The following is a 20,362-nucleotide window of genomic DNA, read 5'->3' on the forward strand; positions in this document are numbered from 1 at the left end:
TGCAAGTTCAGATTTATTTGGTGCGGTACTGGTAATCGAAGCTGCCGTAAGCGTGGCTGGCCAAGAATATCACTTTATATTTGGTTTTGTCAGGATTGCTCAGTCTGATGGAGACCGTATCTCTTCCTGCAAGCTCCTTATCTAAAAGTATTTTTGATCCTTCTTTCAGCTGCACCTTCATTTTTCCTTTCGACAGCCTGGTCTTCATCTCCAGCAGAAAAGCGTCCCTCACGCCTGATTTTAACCTAAAGTCCTGTTTGCCATTAAAGTCTTCAAAGCCTGCGTAACAATGACCGGCAACATCGCTACCCTGCCATTTGTAAGTGTAGTTAGCAAGTTGGAGTACGCTCGTTTGGAGAATAAGTAGTAAAAAAGTTAGCTTCATCGGTATTTGTTTTTAATTTATTGAGCAAGTCGGGACATTGTTTTTTTACGATTGTCTTTAAATATAGTTGTAACGGCCTGATGTCCGAAGAGGCGTTCTTAATCATCAAAAAATCTTTCAGGTTTGCCCTGATATACGCATGATTGTTTTCCATAACGGCATTGCTCAGGCTGACCCATGACGACAACTGAAGTTTAAAATCGGTTAGCGGGCGATCTATCGTGATCTTTCCCAGCAATTCGTAGCCCGGCTGGAAAGACGGGTCCTTTATGAGCATCATGGTAACGTTGCCCAGCATCTCCAGCACAAAAGCGTTAACGACGTTCCCGTCGATACGCGAAAAACAGGAGAAATCAACTGGCGGCACCTCATCTGGTTGCGCGGCGTTTAGCAGAAAATGCAAGGCGTTCAGGCTTTCCTTTATCCAATCCCCGTAATTCTTACGGACGAGAAAGACCTTTGCTCTGTTCGACAACATCTGGAACAGAATGAGGTAAGCAATTTCTGCCTCTTTATATTCTAAAAGCTGCGTAGCAAAATCAAGTCCCTCGCTGATGATCGCATCACTTTCTGCGAACAGGCGTTTCCTGTAGGCGAGGTAAGACTGGGCAGAAGTACTGCAGGTTTTGAGGTAAGCGAGTTCGAAGGGCTTGTCATAATAGTGACCAAGCAGCTGGTCTGCGGCAGACACCACTTGCTGTGATAAATGTTTCTGACCGCTTCTCGACAGACGAAATCCCCGGTCATATTCACTGATCAGGTGCTCCATATCAAACCTGGTCACGTCGTCAGTGTTGGCACACACCAGCTTTAGCAGCAATTCATCCACCTCTTTTTTTACGGCCAGCTTGTTGCGCAAGCCAAAGCTCTTATGCTCTTCCGGCACCTCGAAAAGGTGTAGGTGTCTTACATAGACGGGGATCATGTCAAAGGCTGTTGCTTTAAATGTAGGACAAACGACTTCCTGGTTCCGGGTATACCCTCCACATGAAGGCAATAAAGCACATGACAGGCATTGTGGGTGCAACAATGGTTCTGTATTCGCCTGATCCTGGTCTATGATAAGGCCCGGAAATGGCAGTTCTTTAAACCACCGGAATTTCGAGTTGACCAGCGAGCTTGTTCTGACATCTTTCAGAAAGTTCAGCCTGCCGAAGTATTTATTGGCAAATTCCCGCTCATAATCATAACAGGAGATCCCCCAGTTAACGCCGGCTTCAAATTCCCCTTCACGCCCGGCCTGCTGTACCAGCCATTGTGTATGCACAGGAACAGCCTGAAAATCATTTTCCGGTTTGATTCCGTAAACCAACAGCCGGTCCTGCTGCCGGTCATAGCGAATATTAAAAAAATTCCGGGTATATTGGGGTTGGAGCGCCTGCAATTCCTGTTCGGCCAATGCGGCCTTGTTTCGGACTGCAGGCAGCTCATCGTCTAAAAAAAGGAAAGACGCACTGGTAGCATCATATTTAACAATAAACTCATGCCATGCCCTGACATCCGCTGGTCTCGCCTCCCCGGTACAAACCACCGTTATCTTATCAAATGACCGGCACTCGTTGACAACAGATCGCATTTGGGCTTCCTTGTCCCTGGTTAAAATCCCCTTTTCGATCAGGCTGCCTTTAAGTCCGGCAGCGAGTTTATCCAACTTGCCATCCTGGATCAGCTTCCGTTCGCCGGAAGTAAGGCTATGCGATCTTTTTGAAAGATAGCTGAACAGCAATGCGGGCGCACCTGCAGCAGCTTCGTCGCCGATGATCTGGCAATAATCCGAAAGTGTCCATGTTATAATTGATGATTCCATACAAAATGCTTATTCCGGTTCATTCGATTTACACCGGAGGCGTTATCATGCAGCCTGCACATATTTACGTACTTTCGCTGTTAAGGCTTCTATGCTGCTAAAAAAAGAGACGTCGACCTCATCATCCTGAAACTCTATCTCGAATTCGTCTTCCAGCGAGGTTACAAAAACCAGGGCAAGCATTGATTCGGAGGTCAGAAGCTGAAGTTTTTCATCGTTAGTGATATCCGGGGGGAACAGGTCTTCGTATTCCCCCTCCGTCACCTCGGATAATACTTTAATAATGCGTAATGTAACTGGTGTCATTTTATTTTAATTTGAATTTCATGGCCAAACTTAATCGCTGTACTTTACAGATCCGGGTTGGGATCGAGCCCATGTGTTCGATGTCCCCCGGAAAGAAAACCAGCCGGCCGGGCTGAGGCAGGATGGCCAGGCGTGAGTCCTTTTCGGAATAAAAAAGGGTTTCTCCGCCATATTTATAGTTCCACTCTTTATTGACATAATATAATCCGGTAAGATCATCCTGTCCGACAGGACAATCCCGGTGAGGATATTCCACATCCCCGTAGGAGCACAAGTTGATGTAGGAGCGCATAAGCCTGTAAGCGGACCCGTTTGTAAACAGTTGCTCAAGAAGGGTCCGGGCTTTCCTGCCGATAAAAGTTTCCGTTTCAAATTTCTCAGGAATGAAGTCGGCACTGAAGATGGGAAATTCATCATAAGAAAGACTCTTTTCCAGCCTTTTATAGGGCAAGGCAATAGCATATTCATAAAAAGCTTCGATCTCATCCGGGCTAAATGCGTTATTGATGATATAAATGCTCTTACCGTCAACGGTTTCAGATGAAATATCCATAATTATGCGGTAACAAGTTTTAAACTGTTGAATCCTTCGGCTACGACCGCTTCGATATCTTCGTAATTCTTCTGGCTGCTTCCGGACCTGAAATATCCTTTGACAAGATCATAGTTCGTTTCATTGATGAAATTCTCCGTTAAGGAAATGCTTTTTTCGAGGTTGAGCACCAAATGATAACAGTCTCCCGGAACGAAAACCATCTCGCCCGGCTGCTGGACACAGGTCATCGGTTTATATCGCAGTGCCAGATAAGACATCAGGTCAATGTTCTCCAGCGGCAGCCGGTAGTCCGGCAGCGATTGAGCGATCTGGCGCGTATAGACCGCCGGGTAGACTATCCATAATTTTTTGCCGCTGATCAGGTAATTCCAGGCGCTTGTCCACCATATATCACGGTGTAGCTGAGAGCCTGTTCCCGGATGCCCTGCATAAAGCCAGGAAAGCGTCGTTTTTGGAGGACCGAGGCCGGTATTTGCATACCAGCAGTTAAACGGTGAAGGACTTGCAAAATCGTGTCGCAGTGCTGTTGACAAATGGCGTCCGGTTTTATAATAAAGACTTGCAGTCGGATTGGCCATATATTGCTCCAGCGTCATAGTGGCGGGTAACGCTCCAGGCGTACTTTCCATCACTTCAGGATACTGAAGCGCCTGGCTGAGATATTCTTCAGACCACTTAGTTCTGATCTCCCAGTTCCGGAAAGCCTTGGTAAAATTCACCGGCCGGGCAGGGTAACCGTAATTGTCATTAAAGTATTTTTTTGTAAGCAGGTCAATGTCATCATTGGCAATCGCTGTTGTGTCTCCTAAAAATGCTGCTATATTTTTCATTTTAATTGATTGAAAAGGTTTGCTGGATAAGTTCAAGGATCCGGCCGTGGTTCTTCGCATCCATGATATTGAATGTTGGTGCCGGTAACCGTTCATTATAATAGTTGAGCTTCTCAAGATATTCCTCATCCTGAAGCCGCTTGTAATACACATGCATTTGATTCAGCGAGTTAACTTTTAAATGGTACTCCCACGGTGTCAGCACGAAACAGATCACCGTGCATTTCACATAAGCTTTGATAACTTCGACGGTTTTCATGATGAAATCGATGGTATCGTTTGGGCTGATGGCACAAACCAGCGCGTCCGGATAAAACGCTTTGACGAAACTGAGCATTTCGGCCGCATTGGAGTCGTTCATCGGATGACGCGGAATGATACAGCCCTGGCTTCCGGTAACGATCACATCCGGCTGTCTTTTCCTTTCCATCAGCTGCGTTAGCAAGCGCAGGGATTTATTCCAGTCCCTGATATCCGTTTCGACGGTACCCTGATGACCGATGGGAAAGGCAAATTCGGCACCGAGAATGATCCCCTGCGGTTCTGTCGAGAGATGTGCAACTTTATAGCTGTTCGTTTCCAATATCTGCCTCAGTACAAGCTGGGTGGTAAATTTACCTTGTTTGCTGTTGGTGCCGACCACGCAAATGGACGGCACCGTTAACCGGTCATATTCCATGAGCGAGTAAAGCTTTTCTTTGTGCGCGGCCGTGAAAGCGGTAAGGAAGACCTCCCCCCGGTATTCGGTGCCTGTTTCTTTTATCACGGACCAGATCAGATCGTATACGTATTTATCCCATACGATGAAGTTTTTTTGCTTGAGTACACAATTGCGTATGAGTGTATAGCCGAAGTACGAGTTCTGATCCAGCAGCTTATCCAGAAAATAGCCGATCACAATGGTATCAAAACTGCTCAGGTCATTCTCCTCGGGCTGCCCGAAAAGATGCCGGATATTCAGTTTTTCCATCATGGCGACCGTATTGTCAATCTTGAGCGACCTTGGATATCCGATGGCAAGCGTAAGCTGGTAAGGCAGCAGATGATGGAATTCCAGTATTGATTTCATTTCTTTTTCTTCGAAAGGAAAAATCGCTATTGCCTTACCGCTGCATTTTGGCCGGAGGGCGGCGACGACCTCTGTTTCGGTTATTTCGGACATCCCGGACTTTTTAAGCCCGCTGATGTCCATATCATGTTTTGTAAAGCTGATGATATCCGCTGAAGCGTTATGCTTTATCCATCTCAAAAGATTTTCCCTGTCGTTCCAAAGGCCCTTATTAAAAGCATCGGCCAGAATTCCGGTAAAATGTGCGGTCGCCAAGCTTGTGCCGACACTGAACCGGAACTGATTTCCCGGGTAGGCCACTCTTTGCAGGCCGCCTTTGGCCAGGACGTCTGCCAGTTTGTTTTCAAGATAGCGGAATTTATATTTACTGTCCACAACCCCCTGTCCTACGCCGATCACTGTGCTGAAATGTGCCGGGTAGCAAAGTTTGTTATGGAGGTAATGAACAGCGGCTACAATCACCACTCCCTTGTAAAATGCATCAGAGCAGATTTGCTGCAAACCGAAGGATGGTGTATTGGTTTTGATACCCATGCTGATGTTGATCATCCGGACGTCAGTTTTTTCCAGCAGATAACGGATTCCTTTCTCCACCATTTCCTCGGTAACGCCCCCCACGGCAGCTTCCAGTTTAACAATAAAAAGCTCAGCTTCGGGTACGTGCTGAAGAACGATAGAAGCCACCCCTGTTCCATGGCCCTTTTGGTCAGCGAATCTATCCGCAACGAAGCCAATGCTGCCTGTTTCGTCCTTCAGTACCGTTATGCCGCTTATACGGTGACTGCTCAGCCTTTTATGCGTCACATCCGCTCCGGTATCTATTATCCCGATCTTCATCATGTGATCATTTGTTGGAGTGCCCGGTGTTCAGCGCTGACGCATTCCGCGGCTCGATCATCATTTCCGGACTGCCTTTCATCCGCAGATACTGTTCTTTCAGGTAGCTCTCTGTTTTATATTTCCACTCGGTGCATTGAGGAACGAGGTTTTTCAGCGCTTCAAAGGAACAGGAAATTTTATCACATACCGGCAGGTACTTACAGTTTCTGCAAACATCGTTATGCGTATAGCGGTTAAATGCGCTAAATTTGTCAAACTTGCTCGGATCATAAGGCTCAAAGACAGAAGTGGGAGCAAATGAATCGTCGTGAATGGTTTCCCAGCATTTGTGGATGAATCCGTTAGGATCTACAACAAGGCTGATCGGTGATGCCCATGTTGCGCAGGTAGACTGATAGGAAGGAATATCCCATTTAAGTTTACCCGGTCTCAATCCATGGAAATCTGCATACCTGTTGAAGCGTCCCAGCAGGCTTAGCCGGAAATTTTGTTTAAAATCGAAAAAATCATCAACATGCATTCTTAAACCTTTTTCCTGCGCATTCAACTGAATTTCTTCGTACGATCGCAACCACGCCGGGTCGAAACTCACCTGATCGTATTTAGCAGGCCATACGCCGAATTTCTCAAAATCATCCAGCAGTAACTCCGCAGAATCTGCGACCTCACGGTCAACGTTAAGCCTCACCGCAACATTGATCCCTTTTGGCAGCGCGGAAAGGTTACGCAGAATCCGGTAGTAATTTTCGGCATTTTTCTGCTTTAACGGCCTTTTCCGGTCATGGACGTCCCTTGCACCGTCGATCGTCACCTGTATCAGGCTTACGCGGTTAGCGACGAGAATATTCATATTTTCCTCAGTAAGGTAAATTCCGTTCGTAATGATCTTTGCAGAATATTTGATGTTGCATTCCGCAGCCAGATCAATAAGCCCCAAAGACATATCACTGATGGCCCTGACATTTAATAAAGGCTCGCCCCCATACCAGGTGACGGACAAGGTATGTACGTTATGCCCGGCATGTTTGATGATTTCCTTAACATAGGCCACCGTCTGCTTTTTCACCCGGTCATCTTTCAGTGTGTGATTCGGCTTGACAAATTCGAAGCAGTAGGAACATCCCATATTGCAGGATATCGTTGTTCCGATCGTCAGGTGAATCGTTCCCGCGTTTTTAAACTGGTGGTGCGCGATGTTGGATTCAAAGATTTCCACCATGTTTTTTTGGGATGGTATCAGGTATTCCCTGTTGATCAGGTAATCCATCAATCCGTCTTCGTTTGGAAACATTTCCCTGCTGAATGCTTTTAAAGCGATCAATTCGGCCATGAGCATGCCTTCTGATTCCTTAAGCTCCTCGATTCCTCCGTTGAGTGTATTGAATAACAGAAATTCGTTACGCTCCTCAACAGGGATCAATACGTTGTAAGGGCTTGACTTATATGTTTGTGTCATAACAGGCTATTTAAATCGGTTTTTAATTAATCATGCTGAACAGTTCACTTAAGCGTACAGCAACAAAAATTTGCTGCTGTACGCATCAAGCATATCTTAAAATAAGATATCATTTTCGCTGCCGATGTCACCATTTGCACGTGCAAGGTTACCGGTACAATCGAAAGTTTCGCATAAAGACTCTACTTCCTGAGCAAGCCTTTCTTCAGTGCTGTTTGGTTTTACTAACTCTCTTTTTAGTAAATCCTCTTTCAACGAATCTTTGTTCATCTTAAAGAAATTAAAGGTTAAAAAAATATTAATTATACTATTTACATAGTGTCTTGCAGCAGGAACAATAATGCTGTCACCGCCTGATTTCATTCACCGGGTCCCGAATTTTCTTTTCCCGGCTTTATATTTTTCTCCTGCATGCAAAGCAACCTGCAGTAGTTTATCGTCGTAAGGCGCAAGATCTGATACGGTATCCAGATGAACCATGATGTCGGGTAATAAGCCGGACTTTTCAATGGAACGGCCGTCAAGCAGGATCTCACCGGGGCTTAGCGCATTTGTTGTAAAAGCAACGTCGTCGCCGCCGGGCAGTACTACCTGATAGGTAAAGGCCAGTGCACCTGCAGATCTTTCGCTGCTAATGCGCAGCGTGTTGCTCCTGTACTTCGACAACGCATATAGGAGGAGTTCCGCCACGCAGGCGGAGTTTCTGTTGTACAGCAATACTAACTGACCCTTTTGGGGATAGGATACGGGCGAGAGCCCGGCTTCAGCGACCACAGAATCCATTTTTCCGGTAGCGATGGCCCGGAAATCAAAAAGCTTGCGGGCGCCCGGCACAAAACAGGATAAAAGCCTTGCCCCGGCAAAGAAGTCTCCGCCTCCGCAATTTCTGAAGTCAAGGATAAGCTTACGGCTATGGCTGATGGAGTCCAGATTCGAAATGAAATCATTCACAAACGCATCGCTGATACTGCTCACCCTGTAATAAGAACTGGTGTCGTTGATCTGTATGAATAGCCTGCTCCTATCCCTGCGGCCGGGCAGCGCGGGATAAGCGGCTTTTGTCAGATAGCGGACCTGCCCTTTACGCCCGCCGGCGTCTTTCAGGCCAAGTATGACCTCCTCGCCTGCCTTTTTGCGCAGCCAGTTATTCACCTGCAGGGCGGTAGCACCGGTTAAAAGCTGTTTGTCGATACCGCTGATTTCAGTTATCACACTGCCCAAAGCCACCTGAGTCTGCAAATCCCGGTCATTTACCGCTGCGATCACACATTTACCGTTAAGATCGTAGCAAACAATTGGGCTGACCAGGCTTTTATCAAACCTGGGCTGACACCTGGAATAGATGTAAAAATGCGGGTCGCCTATGGCTGCGCCGAGGAATTCATTCATCGCGTTGACGCGGTTACAAAGTGGCTCACTGTATTGTAATAAGCGCCTCGCGCGGTCAATAACCTGTTCCCTGTCCAGTGACCTGGTTTTATAGAACGGATACCTGGTCACGAGGAACATAAACACACTGTCCAGGTACGCAGGCGTGTCGTTTTGCGCACCTTCGATGAATATCGTCGCTTTGTAATCCTGTTCGGATTGTCCGGAGGGAAAGTGCCGGTACTGTCCCAGGTCTTCAAAAACAGTCTTGGGAGCAACAGATTTAGACTGGTTCCGGAACGGAAGGGTGGTGAACAGGTCTGAAGGTGAGTAATGTTGTACAATGCTTTGCTGATCAATGGAAAGATCCCCAAGAATGAGCGAAGCCCCCTTAGCAGTATCTGCCTTATGATAGCTGATCCGCACCACGATGCTGTCGGGCGGCGTTCTGAACAGTGAATCCGGCTTCAGTTCGACATCAAGCGGGTACTGGTAACCCTGCCGATTCGGCGCGAACCGGGCAAGCGGCAGCTCCACTCCCCTGTTAAGCATGGTGACGGTAACATTCAGCACATTCCTTGTAAAGAATCTGCCTGTCAGGTGCCACCCGGAAGCAGGCACCCGGACTTTTGTATCCGACAGCCGCAGCGACTGACCATTCTTCAATGCATAACTTTGGCTTAAGGATGGGAAATCACTATAAACAGGGAACTTAAATGAGGTGTCTGTAAGCTGCCGGTCAGGCTGCAGCGCATACTTCCTTATTTTATTACCGGTCTTGTAATACGCATATATCTGTGCAGGAGCAGTTCCGGCACTGAGGCACAGCAATGCCGACAGATATAATTTATAAAGATTTTGCATAACCGGCGTGTTCAAAGGTGTGGTCTTTTGCTGGACGAAGTTCATTGATGCTGTGCAGATCAAGGTCATAGAGCGTACTCAGACCGAAAATCAACTGTGACTCGATCATCTCCCACTGATCTTCGGGTGTAAAGCCGCTGAAACGGGACCTGCAGATGGTAATGAGTTCCGGCTTGACCCTGTTATGCCGCAACCCGCTGATCAGTTCATTGATCAGTTCCTGTATGGCCTCAGCATCCAGCCGGCGTCTACTTTCATAAGAAAAACTGCTTTTGTTGAACAGGTAATAATAGCCATCTCCGTAACGGACGGCCTCTACCCTGGATGTGATATATTTTAAAGGATGATAGGCGTCCGCACTGAACTCTTCGAACTCCGCCCTGGTAATGGCAACAACGGTTTGCCTGGAGGGCTGCTCGCAGCAGGAAAAATAATCAAGATCGATATCCAGTAATATTTTGACGCCGGCTTCCGGTGGGTCCGTAAAAACATGGTCGTTGCCGCCCTTAAAGTAGCTGAAGGTTCTTGCATCAGCCGTTCTCTCTGACCCGTCGTCCTGCTGACAGATGAATTTCATCCCCTCCTGGTTGAAAGACCGGAGGGTTAAATTCATCCGGGATGAGTTGCTGCGGTCCCTTTTGATCCAGTACAATCCGTTAATAAATCCGGCATAGATGGCCGGCACGATAAAATTGTCAATGGCCAGGTTCTCATCAACCAGCTCCCTTACATATGCCGCTTCTTTCAATGCGATTTCTTTTACGGAACGGTTTAACTCCGGCGCTCTCATGTCAGCATGATCATCATAATGCATCAGCAGACATGGTCCGGCGATCTGACCTGACCTTCTGGCAAAGTCCCACACTAAAAATGCTTCGTGATGCTCTTCCACAATAAAAACAGGAACTTTCATAAAGTCAGATGATTTAAACAATATTAAATCTTAAATCTTAAAGAAACAAATATATCTTAAAATAAATCTTAATTATTTTTTAAGATATATTTATACCTTTAAAGGCTGTTTGGAAACAGCACTTATCCGATCATATGGGATTTTCAACTGACAACTACTATATAATATGAAGAAAACCGCTGCATTCCGTTCCCTGCAGGCCCTTGATCTTACATGGCTGACAGGCCGCGTTAACGCTAAACGAATCGCGTTGCTGATACCGCTCTATAATGAAGCATCATCAGCGAATTTTCAGGAGCGTTTAATTTATTTTGAGAAGTTTGCGGCATGCCATGCCGATATTGAGGTAATTCTGATCAATGACGGGTCGACAGACAGCAGTTTGGCTGTACTAATTGCTTACCTGGCCAGTTGCAATTCCCGCTTAACGGCCGCTTCCGTCTATCCGAATGCGCAAAAAGTCGGGGCGTTGCATCTGGTCGCCTCGCAGATCTCCCATCATCATGTTATCCTTTCTGATTTCGACACGGACCTGCTGGATGTTGCCCAGCTGAAAGAAACGCTGCCGGCGCTGGAAGCATTGCCGGAGACCATGGGCTGTTATTTCAAAATGATTCCTTATGAAGGATCCGGCGCGGTATTTTCTTTTCAGCAACTGGAATACGCTTTTGCGAGGTATTATTATCAATTCCACCTGAAAGATCAGAGTGTCCCGGTCATGCCAGGTGCAGGTTCCTGCTATAAACGGGAAGCGTTGCTAAGAATTTATCAGGAACACAGCGGTTATCGGAATGGCGAGGACCGGGAAGCGACCGTTATCGGCCTGAAGCTTGGCATGAAAGCTGTCTACGAGAAACGAACACTTGCCTTAACGCGCCCGCCATTAAGCCTGAAGAAATTGCTTATCCAGCGAAAAAGGTGGTACCTTGGTTATATCGAGACCATTTTTTTCCAGCGGTCATTTTACCGGGAGCAGATGACCGCGCGCACCGCCATTGGCCTGCGGACCTTACAGGACATTGTTTCCGTGACACTGCTGGTGAGTATCCCGCTGGATGTGCTTGTTGCCACAATCCTGCTGAAAGGGGGGGTCCTGTATCTGATCGGTCTTTCCTATCTGATCAGTGTAGGCTATTACAGCTACCTTTATATCGATCTGAAAGATGAAAGAAAAGGCCTGCATATGAAGGCAGGTTATCTGGTACCGCTCTATCCCGCCTTCTGGTTGATGGTTACCTTCATCAGCTGGTATAATGCGCTGATCAGTTTTTTTTGGGTGCCGGCAAAACAACCGCAGGAAAGGCCGGAACCCCGGGTCTCTGCATCGGTTTAACGCGGTCAGTCAGGTCAACCGCTAAAAAAGCTCCCGCCGCTTCTGCTTTATGGTCTAAAGGCCTGTAAGGCGTCTTACTCCTGATAAAAGCGGTATATTCCTGCTGAATGCCCTGGTAAATCGCTGCCTCATTCGTCGGCAACTTGTCTTCATAGGCATATAAAACCTCGTCTATAAAGCGGCTGTGCATGTTCCCGCACATTTCTATGATCGGATAAAGAAGGGCAGCGTCTGCCGCCACTCTGAAAAACTGTTCGCCGGTGAAGGGATCTTTGAGATCCTCCGGATCAATCAAACCGAATAGCCAGGCCTTACAAGAACGGAAATGGGAAACCGACCAGTACTGCCTGGAGGAATAAATGATATCATCGCCCGGTAAGGGATTCGAATAGCCGGTCTGACCCGAAGCTTTCAGTGCCGTAGATTGGTGCTGGGACCAGGCCAGCCAGATATCGGCGTCCCGGTATGCGTAAGAAAGCCGGGTTATTGCATCCGGATGCAGAAGGTGATCATCTCCGTCGACCACCGCGACAACAGCTTCCGGGTTGTGAACCCAGTTCATGACGGAATCATATGTATTTCCCCCGCCGTATAGTTTATTACTGTTTTCGATGTACAGTATTTCCTTTCCCGCATAAGTGGCAGAGAAGTCCCCCCCGGCCGTTTCAATACCAAACAGCCTGCGGCAGATTTTACCGGTATCGTCGGTAGAAAGATCATTCCGGATGATGATACCCAGGTCATCGAAGCGTTGCGTTGTCACCGAACCAATGGCACGCGCTATGGTCTGAGCGGCGTTATAGGCCGGTATAACAACGATAAAGCGGTTGGTTAATGGTCTTGGTGATGCCAGGGAGACCTGCATTATAAATTATCGGTTGATCAGTTCATCAGATGATAAGGCGCGTAGTTATACTGTTCGACGGAGTAAGCGGTGGGCGCTGAGTTGATGTCGTTTTTGCGGGCCACGGCCATCAGACAATCGATCAGTAAGATCTGTTCAGCATGGAAATTCCTCAACTGCTGCATTTCCAATATAGTTAAACACGTCGGCTTGTCTTTCATAAAATCTTTTTTGCTTGTTGAAAATTATCAATTCTTAAAATTTCCCCGCTATTTATTACACGAAACTGAAGATTACATATACGAATAGTTAAGATTACCCTTACATTTGTAAAAAAAGGCACTATGAAAATCGCTAGCGATCAGGATATTATAGACCAGCTGAAAGAAAAATTAAGATACCATCAGCAACAGTACAAAAGAATTGAAGATACCTTAGCGGCTTTTCTTACAGAACAGGCGCATCAGGATAGTATATCGTCAGATCTGCCGGCTTACCGGATTACTGAAAATGCGCCTGATTTCCGTCCTGCCGAACCGGAAACGGGCGGGGGCAAGGCAAAAAAAACATTGCAGGTTCCGGTGGTTTATAAAAACACAATGACCTTTACGAAAAAGATCGCATTTGCGCTGAAATCACTCGGGGAAGGTTTCCGCGAAGAAATAGCCGGCGTCATCGTCGGCCAGGAACCGGACCTGGACGCGACAACCATTGAAAAGACGATTTCAGGTGTGCTGTCATCGCTCAAGATCAGGGGCCTGATCGGTGCCCGGAGGGAAGGCCGGCGCGATAAGTTTTTCCTTATTTGACTGCTTCCGCAGGTGTAGTCAGAACTAACCTGTAATTACAGGCAAATTAACTATGCAGTATATCTGCACCGGCAACAATGCTAAAAATCCGACCTTAACCGATATCACCATGCCGGAATTGCAATTTCTTCCCGGGTTGATTTTCCGATCGCCTATACTAAGCCTCAGCGATTATCAGCCGGAAAATCTTGACCATATTTTGTCGGATGAAACATTCAGAGCAGCGCTCTACCTTGCCAGTCCCGCTTTTTTCCGCGCGCTTGAAAAAAAGGGATTCGCTGCAGCCCTCTTAAGCCCGGGCGAACTAATCACCGTACGCAAATACTACAACCGGATGAGTTTCCGCTGCACCCCTTTCGGTTTAATGTCTGCTTTCGGACTTACTTCCTGGCAACATTATAAAACGCATTTGCGTTTCCGGACACCGGAAGCAGCCCTGTCGCTGTATGCTGATCAGCTTGTACTGCACAAGATCGCCACGTCCATGGACCCGGATGCATCCGAACTAACCCTGAACCCGACACTTTACGCGGCCGGCAAAGATTACCGCTATATTAACAGCACATGGGACGAATCCAGCGGGAAAGTGCAGTATCAGCTTTTGGCGGTTGAAAACTCCGCAGTTCTCGAAAAGGTCATCGCCCGTTTATCCGATTCACCGCAAAATCCCTCATTTATCCGCGAAGTCATTACGGCACATAGCGGATGTACGGAACAGGAGGCAAAAACCTTCCTGAATTTCCTGACAGCGCAGCAGGTATTGGTTAAAAGACAGCAGCCGTCAACACTCGGGCAGGATTACCTTTTGCGGCTTGCGCAAGAAGTGACAAACCCGGACGCCGCAATCCGCAGCCGCATACAACGCATAAATACCGCGGTACAATCCGTGAAATCTGCTGACGTTGCCGGCATCATTAATGCCGCGGCTCTCTTGGCTGTGGAACTTCGCGAAGATCACCTGGCGGCACCTGGAAATCTCATTTACGGCGCAGCTGTAGCCGAAGCGGAAGGAGGAATAGATGCTCGTCATCAAAAGCATCTGAAGGAAGCAGTGCTGCTGCTTCAAAAACTTGCACCGGATAAAGTCCCGACCAGCCTGCCTGCCTTTGCCAAAGCTTTTACAGAGAAGTTCGACCGTCAAGCCATTCCCTTACTGCAGGCCCTCGATCCCGAGACCGGTGTGGGGTACGGTTCCGGATCCCAGATAACCGGGGATAATGATTTACTTGAAGGTGTGGATTTCCGCCCCCCCGGATCCGACCTTTCCGCTAAACCAGCATGGACGGACACACATCTTTTATTCATGCAGAAATGGACCGGCACTGGCGCAGCGGACAGGGAGCTGGCACTTACCGATGAAGACCTTGACCAGTTGCAGCACCTGCATCCCCTCCCCTTACCGGCGTCCCTTGCAGTGATGTTCAGTTTTTGCAATGAGGGACTTATTATCGAGGCTGCCGGAGGTTGCTCGGCGCTACCGCTGATCAGCCGTTTTAGTCTTTTCTCAACAGATATACACGACGCTGTGCAGGACCTTGCCCGGATCGAACAGGCGAGAAATCCGGATCTGCTGTTAGCTGAAATCAATTTCCTCGGAGATACGCACACAGACAACATTAACCGGCGGCTGAAAAGCTACGACTTCGCCATCAATATCAACCTCGCGGATCCCGTCTGCGGCGTGCAAACGATCCCATTGAGTGATCTGTATGTAATGGTGTTAAACCAGGAAGTCGTGCTGTATTCTTCCGCACTGAAAAAGCGCATAATCCCGCGCCTGTCAACCGCTTTCAATTATCATCACAACCGGCTGAGCCTGGTGAACTTTCTTGGTGACCTCCAGCATCAGGGTCACCAGACAAGCCTGACCCTGGATCTTCCGTCATTATTTCCTGGCATGCCTTACTACCCGAGGGTAAGCTATAAGGGTACTATTCTGTCGCTTGGTACCTGGTATCTTACGGCGGCTGTTGTTGGGGAACTAACGGCCGGTGAGGAGCAAAAGGCATTGCAGCAGCTGGCAGCCTGCAGGAAACGCGGCCGGTGGCCGAGGCACATCGCCTTATCGGAAGGTGACCGTCAGCTCGTTTTCGATATGGATACGCCGGCAGAACAGCGTTTTTTTTTAAATTGCCTGAAAGCAGTTAAAGGCAAGGTGATTATAAAAGAATACCTGAAAGCGGACGATGCCCTTTTTGCTAACAGTGAAAACAAGGCCGTGGCCGCGCAATTTGTCGCACTCATGTATGATGATGGCCCGGTAAGGGTTCAGCCACAAGTTTCTTTGCCCGCAGGGGGCGAAAAAAAAAGCGCCCGGTATTTCGCGCCTGGCAGTAAATGGCTGTACCTGAAAATCTTTTGCGCACCCTCCCTCGTCAACCCATTGCTTACGAAGGATCTCTACGGCATCATAAGCCGGGAGTTTGCGGGAGATATCCTGCAGTGGTTCTTTGTCAGGTACAATGAGGGAGGAAGTCATCTCCGGATACGGTTTAAACTTCGTGACAGCCGGCGGTACAGTATTGTGCTGAGCGCTTTAAACAAGCGACTGAACCCTCGTATTATACGGCATATGATACAGGATGTTCAGACAGCCATTTATCAGCGTGAAACGGAAAGATACGGGAAAGGAATGATCGCAGCGGCTGAAAAATCTTTTCACTTCAGCAGCTGCCTTGTCGTAGCGTTTTTAAAGCGCACAAACGATGCTCACCGTACGGACTACCACCTGTTCGCTTTATCAACGGCACATAGTATCGCTGACAATTTTTATCCGACATGGTTTGAAAAGCTTGAGCTTACCCGGATGGTGACCAGCAGACTGCTTTCCGAGAATGGCAACAGTAAGGCGTTGAAGTTTTCCCTGAAACAGAAGTATCGGCAAATGCGTGCGGAGATGCAGCAGCACATCGTAAATCCGGAAGGATTTTACCAAAGGTTAAAGATCACCGCAGAAAAACAGCATTTTGATAACAACCACCGCAAGCTGCTGATCCAAACAAAAAAAATGTCGCCGGCTGACCAAAAAAAATTCATTGCGGATTTGATCCATATGCACCTGAACCGTCTGTTCACCAGCCACGCAAGGAAGCAGGAACTGGTCATTTACTTCCTGCTCCACGAAATGTATACTTCCATGAACGCGCAGGCCGGCGGAAGCAAGCGCGCTACATCCGCCTGAAAAGCGTTATTTTCTTTTTGTCCTTACGGTGAGCTGGCTGATCACTTCCATAAAGTTTTCCTTGTAATTGACACCGACGGCAAGCGTAATATCGGAAATCAGCTTGACCATATTCCCTTCTACGGACTGGATCTGCCTGATGTTAATGATATACGATTTGTGTATCCGGTAAAACAAGGAAGCCGGGAGTGCTTCCAGCACTTCATTCAGCGTAAGGTAGGTGATATGTTTGAGGCCGGTGATCGTATGTATGATAATGTAATTCTTAAGCCCCTCAATATAGATGATCTCATCCACCTGAACCCTCAACACCTTTCCTTTAACACCCGGATTGATGAATATAGCACCCGGGATTACTTCGGCCGGCAAACGTTCGTTTGCTGAAATGAGGGTCTTCGCTTTCTCAACCGCCCTTAGAAACTTGGTGAAGGCCACAGGCTTGAGCAAGAAATCCGCGGCATTTGCGTCAAAGGCTTTTAAGGCGTAATCGGAAAACGCGGTCACAAATATTTTTACGGCGTGCGCCGGCAGCAATTCCGCCAGTTCTATACCTGTCAGTTCCGGCATATCTACGTCCAAAAATACGATGATGGCATCTGCAGAATGATTGTCAACCAATTCCCGGAGGGCAAGCAAGGGGTCTGTTGAAGAGCCGGCCAGCCTGAGATCGGGTACTTTGCCGATGTAGTTCACCAGTAAGTCTACAGCATGCGACTCGTCGTCAATCACGTAACAATCGATCATTATAATTGAATATTTAGGTGGAGTTTATAGCTGGTTTCATTTTCCTCAACTTCCAGCCGGTGCCGGTAAGGATAATGGAATTCCAGTTGCTTTCTGACGTTTGACATACCTACCTGATTAGAGTAGGCAGCCCTTTTTTTTGCCTTTAAATTCAAAATCAGGAGGCTCATGTTGTCTTTATCGATGTGCAGATGAATCTTGGCGGGGTTTTCCGGGCTGTCCAGCTTCGCATATTTAAAGACATTTTCCAAAAGCGTCAGAAAGAGCAGCGGAACAACTCTCAGCTGGCCGGGTTCACCATACACTACGAAATCGATCTTCAGCTGCTGATTGTAACGAAGCTGATTAAGACCGATATAGTTCTTCATTTGTTGTATCTCTTCTTTCAAAACCACTTTACCATCCTGATCCGTTTCAGTAAAAGCATAACGCATCATTTCAGAAAGGGTGATGATCACTTCTCCCAGCGGCTCTGAATGAACAATGATCCGGGTGTGAATATAAGATAAGATATTAAACAAAAAATGCGGATTGATCTGGGCCTTTAAAAAGGCATTTTTTGTAGCGAGCAGACTGTTTTCCGTTTGTTCTTTTTCCAGGCGCTGCTGCAGCATCTCGCGGTCCAGCCGGCTGATCCGGCCGAGGGAGCTGATGGTCAGCCGGCCGAAAGCGAATGCCGAACTGAGCACGATGAAATAGCCGGCGCGCCAGCTGCTGCTGACAACAAACCTGCTCAGTTTCTCGTTTCGGCTGACGTCATATGCGCCGATGAACATATACAGCTTAACGATACAAAATTTGACAGCGAGATAAACAAGCAGTTCCAAGATAATAAACAGCAGCATATTGAAGTAGCGCGTAGTTCCCTGCCGGGAAACAAAAAAAGTGATGGAGGTGTGCAGGTAGAATAAGCCGATGTTCAGCGGATAAAAGGTTATGATATCGATCCAGGAGGACAGGACGCCCCCATTGAAATAATAATTGACCAGAAGCTCATATGCGATGAATAGCGCCCAAAAGATAAAATGCGGCTCTGACGAACGTAAATTCTCCTTGATTTTAATCATGCTTTATTATCAGGGGATAAAGGAGTTTTCGTATCACTTAAATAACAGTTCGTGTAATAAAATTTCAGCCATAGCAGGACAGACCTAAATTAAAAGTTAAAACTGAAATTACATGAAAAAATCTTGCGTAAAATTGAAACTCCCGAAAACTAAGACCCTTTTCAGCTACGGCTCATCACAACGTCCGGATCAGAAATTTCCGACAGACACAGATCCGACCACGGTAACCACCGCTACGATCACTCATACTACTTATCTATAATCATCAGCTGAAAACCCTGCAGCCGGGCCGTCTTTCCGCCCGTTAGTCTTTCTGGTTAAGCGCATTCATTGCAGGTGCAGGGCGGCGGCGATTTCGTTAGCGTTTGAACGAGTCGCTGCCGCATTTGTCCTGTGCGCCTTTTTTGCTTCCGGCGGGCGCCTAGCACAACTAAAGAAAGGGTAAACTATGGCTGGCTTAATCGTAAAGTATACAGCTACCAGCACTTGTATGATCTGCCCCTATGCGATTACGGTATCCTTTTCGTCATAAACTAGAGCGACATGAAACAAACAATTTTACTAACCGGTACAAGCTTGGGCGTAAATAAGGCAACCGCAAAACCGTTTGTAAAAAAAGTATCACGTGTCATTGCCACTATGTGTACAAATATTGCCTAATGACAGAGTCAATTACCAGTCAGATCTTCTATAAAAGCACCAACACCTTATCACAAATTTAGCTCAGCCGTTCCATCGTCAAGGGTATATAAATGGCGCTAATAATAGTTACGGAACTTTTTCTGCCGTATTCTAAGACCTGTGCAAGTATTTCGATAAAAAAACAACAGGAAACCACTTAATTACAACGAATTTTTGCACAGGTCATCATTGTTACGGTGTGACTAATGGCTGATTATATAAAATGCTCCTGATAATCTTGGTTGGTTCGGCAGCATCGTAATGATTCTGTAAAACGATGATTGTTTTATCACTATCGGTGTGCCTTTCTATGTCGCTTTTATATCCTGGCCAGCCGCCACTATGCCGCACCACCTTGCCATAGTCAGTATGTTGCTCGATCTTCCACCCGAAACCATATTTGGTGAACGACCCATCATCAAGTTTGGCAGGAGAGAACACCTGCTGCATATCCGTTTTGGAGATCAGTTTATTGGTATAAAGTGCACGGTCCCATTTAAGTAGATCCAGAACGGTTGAGTTAACAGTGCCATCGCCAACTACGCCATCCAGCCAAAAAACTACTTTAGCCTTTTCAATGGAATCCGGCAGGAGATATTTCCCGAGGTACTTAGAGTAAATGTAGCCAAATGCGTAATTTTCGATCTTCCTTGGATGCAATCTTCTGTTAAAAACAAACGTGCGCTGCATATGCAGGGGATCAAAGATATTTTTCTTCAGGAAGCTGGCATAGCTTTCGCCGGAAGCTTTTTCGATGATGGAAGCCAGTAATGCATATCCGGTATTACTGTATTTGAACTGTGTTCCCGGGCTAAATTCAAGTGCCGGCCTGAGTCTGGCAAAAATGGTTATGATGTCGTCATTGACAGCAATTTTATGTTTGTCAAAAACAGTATCCATAATGCTCAAGTAATCTTGCAAGCCGCCTGTGTGATTCAAGAGGTTACGGATGGTTATCTTGTCATAGAAAGCAAGCTTGGGCAGATACTTCGCTATTGGGTCATCCAAGCTTAAGTTTCCTTGCTCTTTTAAGATCACGATCGCCATAGCGGTGAACTGCTTTGAGCACGAAGCCAGTTCAAAAATCGTGTTTTTATCAATCTTCTCCCCAGTAGCTTCGTTAGCTATGCCAAAGCTCTTAAGGTAGATGATTTTACCTTTTTCGGCAACCAGCACATTGCCGTTCAGTTTGCCTTTTTCATTAAGTGAATTAAGTAGGCTATCAATCCGGTTTATTTTAGTTTGGGCAAAGGAAGCCCTGCCCAGCACTATAAGTGCCAGGACAATCATTAGTCTTGATGTCATATCA

17 protein-coding genes are annotated in these 20,362 nt (G+C 47.0%); 3 read left to right on the forward strand and 14 right to left on the reverse strand.

Translation table 11 applies throughout. The annotated features are described in order from the left end of the window. Positions 1–13: 13 nt before the first annotated feature. From WC615_RS01305 to WC615_RS01350, 10 genes are all read right to left on the reverse strand, one after another. Complete coding sequence (locus WC615_RS01305; protein WP_372976341.1) at positions 14–385, reverse strand: hypothetical protein; 372 nt, start codon at positions 383–385, stop codon at positions 14–16. After that, complete coding sequence (locus tag WC615_RS01310) at positions 330–2,192, reverse strand: hypothetical protein (RefSeq protein WP_372976342.1); 1,863 nt, start codon at positions 2,190–2,192, stop codon at positions 330–332. Before WC615_RS01310 ends, WC615_RS01305 begins: the two co-directional genes overlap by 56 nt. 45 nt (positions 2,193–2,237) lie before the next feature. After that, positions 2,238–2,498 (reverse strand): hypothetical protein, encoded by a 261-nt coding sequence (locus WC615_RS01315; protein WP_372976343.1) that lies wholly within the window; start codon positions 2,496–2,498, stop codon positions 2,238–2,240. Position 2,499: 1 nt separating this feature from the next. Continuing rightward, a complete protein-coding gene (locus WC615_RS01320) occupies positions 2,500–3,051 on the reverse strand; it encodes a 2OG-Fe(II) oxygenase (RefSeq protein ID WP_372976344.1) in 552 nt (183 codons plus the stop codon). Between the two features lie 2 nt (positions 3,052–3,053). Next, positions 3,054–3,884 carry a cupin-like domain-containing protein gene (locus WC615_RS01325; RefSeq protein ID WP_372976345.1) on the reverse strand — a complete coding sequence of 277 codons (831 nt, stop codon included), beginning with the start codon at positions 3,882–3,884 and terminating at the stop codon, positions 3,054–3,056. 1 nt (position 3,885) lies between these two features. Further along, positions 3,886–5,790, reverse strand: coding sequence for a S8 family serine peptidase (locus WC615_RS01330; protein WP_372976346.1), 1,905 nt, complete (start codon positions 5,788–5,790; stop codon positions 3,886–3,888). A 7-nt stretch (positions 5,791–5,797) separates the two neighbouring features. Then, complete coding sequence (locus tag WC615_RS01335; protein ID WP_372976347.1) at positions 5,798–7,249, reverse strand: radical SAM protein; 1,452 nt, start codon at positions 7,247–7,249, stop codon at positions 5,798–5,800. 96 nt (positions 7,250–7,345) lie between these two features. Then, on the reverse strand, positions 7,346–7,612 hold the full coding sequence (locus WC615_RS01340) for a hypothetical protein (protein ID WP_372976348.1): 267 nt from the start codon (positions 7,610–7,612) through the stop codon (positions 7,346–7,348). Then, positions 7,613–9,526, reverse strand: coding sequence for a S41 family peptidase (locus tag WC615_RS01345; protein WP_372976349.1), 1,914 nt, complete (start codon positions 9,524–9,526; stop codon positions 7,613–7,615). It abuts the gene before it with no gap. Continuing rightward, positions 9,465–10,394, reverse strand: a complete 930-nt coding sequence (locus tag WC615_RS01350; protein WP_372976350.1) for a UPF0489 family protein — start codon at positions 10,392–10,394, stop codon at positions 9,465–9,467. The genes WC615_RS01345 and WC615_RS01350 overlap by 62 nt, the downstream gene beginning before the upstream one ends. 166 nt (positions 10,395–10,560) lie before the next feature. Here WC615_RS01350 and WC615_RS01355 point away from each other — a divergent pair, with 166 nt between their 5' ends. After that, positions 10,561–11,727 (forward strand): glycosyltransferase family 2 protein, encoded by a 1,167-nt coding sequence (locus WC615_RS01355; RefSeq protein WP_372976351.1) that lies wholly within the window; start codon positions 10,561–10,563, stop codon positions 11,725–11,727. Here WC615_RS01355 and WC615_RS01360 read toward each other — a convergent pair. Beyond that, positions 11,657–12,592, reverse strand: coding sequence for a glycosyltransferase family 2 protein (locus tag WC615_RS01360; RefSeq protein ID WP_372976352.1), 936 nt, complete (start codon positions 12,590–12,592; stop codon positions 11,657–11,659). The two genes, WC615_RS01355 and WC615_RS01360, sit on opposite strands and share 71 nt — an antisense overlap. Before the next feature lie 323 nt (positions 12,593–12,915). Here WC615_RS01360 and WC615_RS01365 point away from each other — a divergent pair, with 323 nt between their 5' ends. After that, complete coding sequence (locus WC615_RS01365; RefSeq protein WP_372976353.1) at positions 12,916–13,380, forward strand: hypothetical protein; 465 nt, start codon at positions 12,916–12,918, stop codon at positions 13,378–13,380. A gap of 52 nt (positions 13,381–13,432) precedes the next feature. Continuing rightward, complete coding sequence (locus WC615_RS01370) at positions 13,433–16,561, forward strand: lantibiotic dehydratase (protein ID WP_372976354.1); 3,129 nt, start codon at positions 13,433–13,435, stop codon at positions 16,559–16,561. A 6-nt stretch (positions 16,562–16,567) separates the two neighbouring features. Here WC615_RS01370 and WC615_RS01375 read toward each other — a convergent pair whose 3' ends face one another. The 3 genes from WC615_RS01375 to WC615_RS01385 all read right to left on the reverse strand — a co-directional run bounded on the left by WC615_RS01375 (position 16,568) and on the right by WC615_RS01385 (position 20,358). After that, positions 16,568–17,305 carry a LytR/AlgR family response regulator transcription factor gene (locus WC615_RS01375; RefSeq protein ID WP_372976355.1) on the reverse strand — a complete coding sequence of 246 codons (738 nt, stop codon included), beginning with the start codon at positions 17,303–17,305 and terminating at the stop codon, positions 16,568–16,570. Then, a complete protein-coding gene (locus WC615_RS01380) occupies positions 17,305–18,372 on the reverse strand; it encodes a sensor histidine kinase (RefSeq protein WP_372976356.1) in 1,068 nt (355 codons plus the stop codon). The genes WC615_RS01375 and WC615_RS01380 overlap by 1 nt, the downstream gene beginning before the upstream one ends. An 873-nt stretch (positions 18,373–19,245) precedes the next feature. Then, on the reverse strand, positions 19,246–20,358 hold the full coding sequence (locus tag WC615_RS01385) for a serine hydrolase domain-containing protein (RefSeq protein WP_372976357.1): 1,113 nt from the start codon (positions 20,356–20,358) through the stop codon (positions 19,246–19,248). Positions 20,359–20,362: the final 4 nt, after the last annotated feature.

Source organism: Mucilaginibacter sp. (assembly GCF_041663085.1).
GTDB lineage: Bacteria > Bacteroidota > Bacteroidia > Sphingobacteriales > Sphingobacteriaceae > Mucilaginibacter.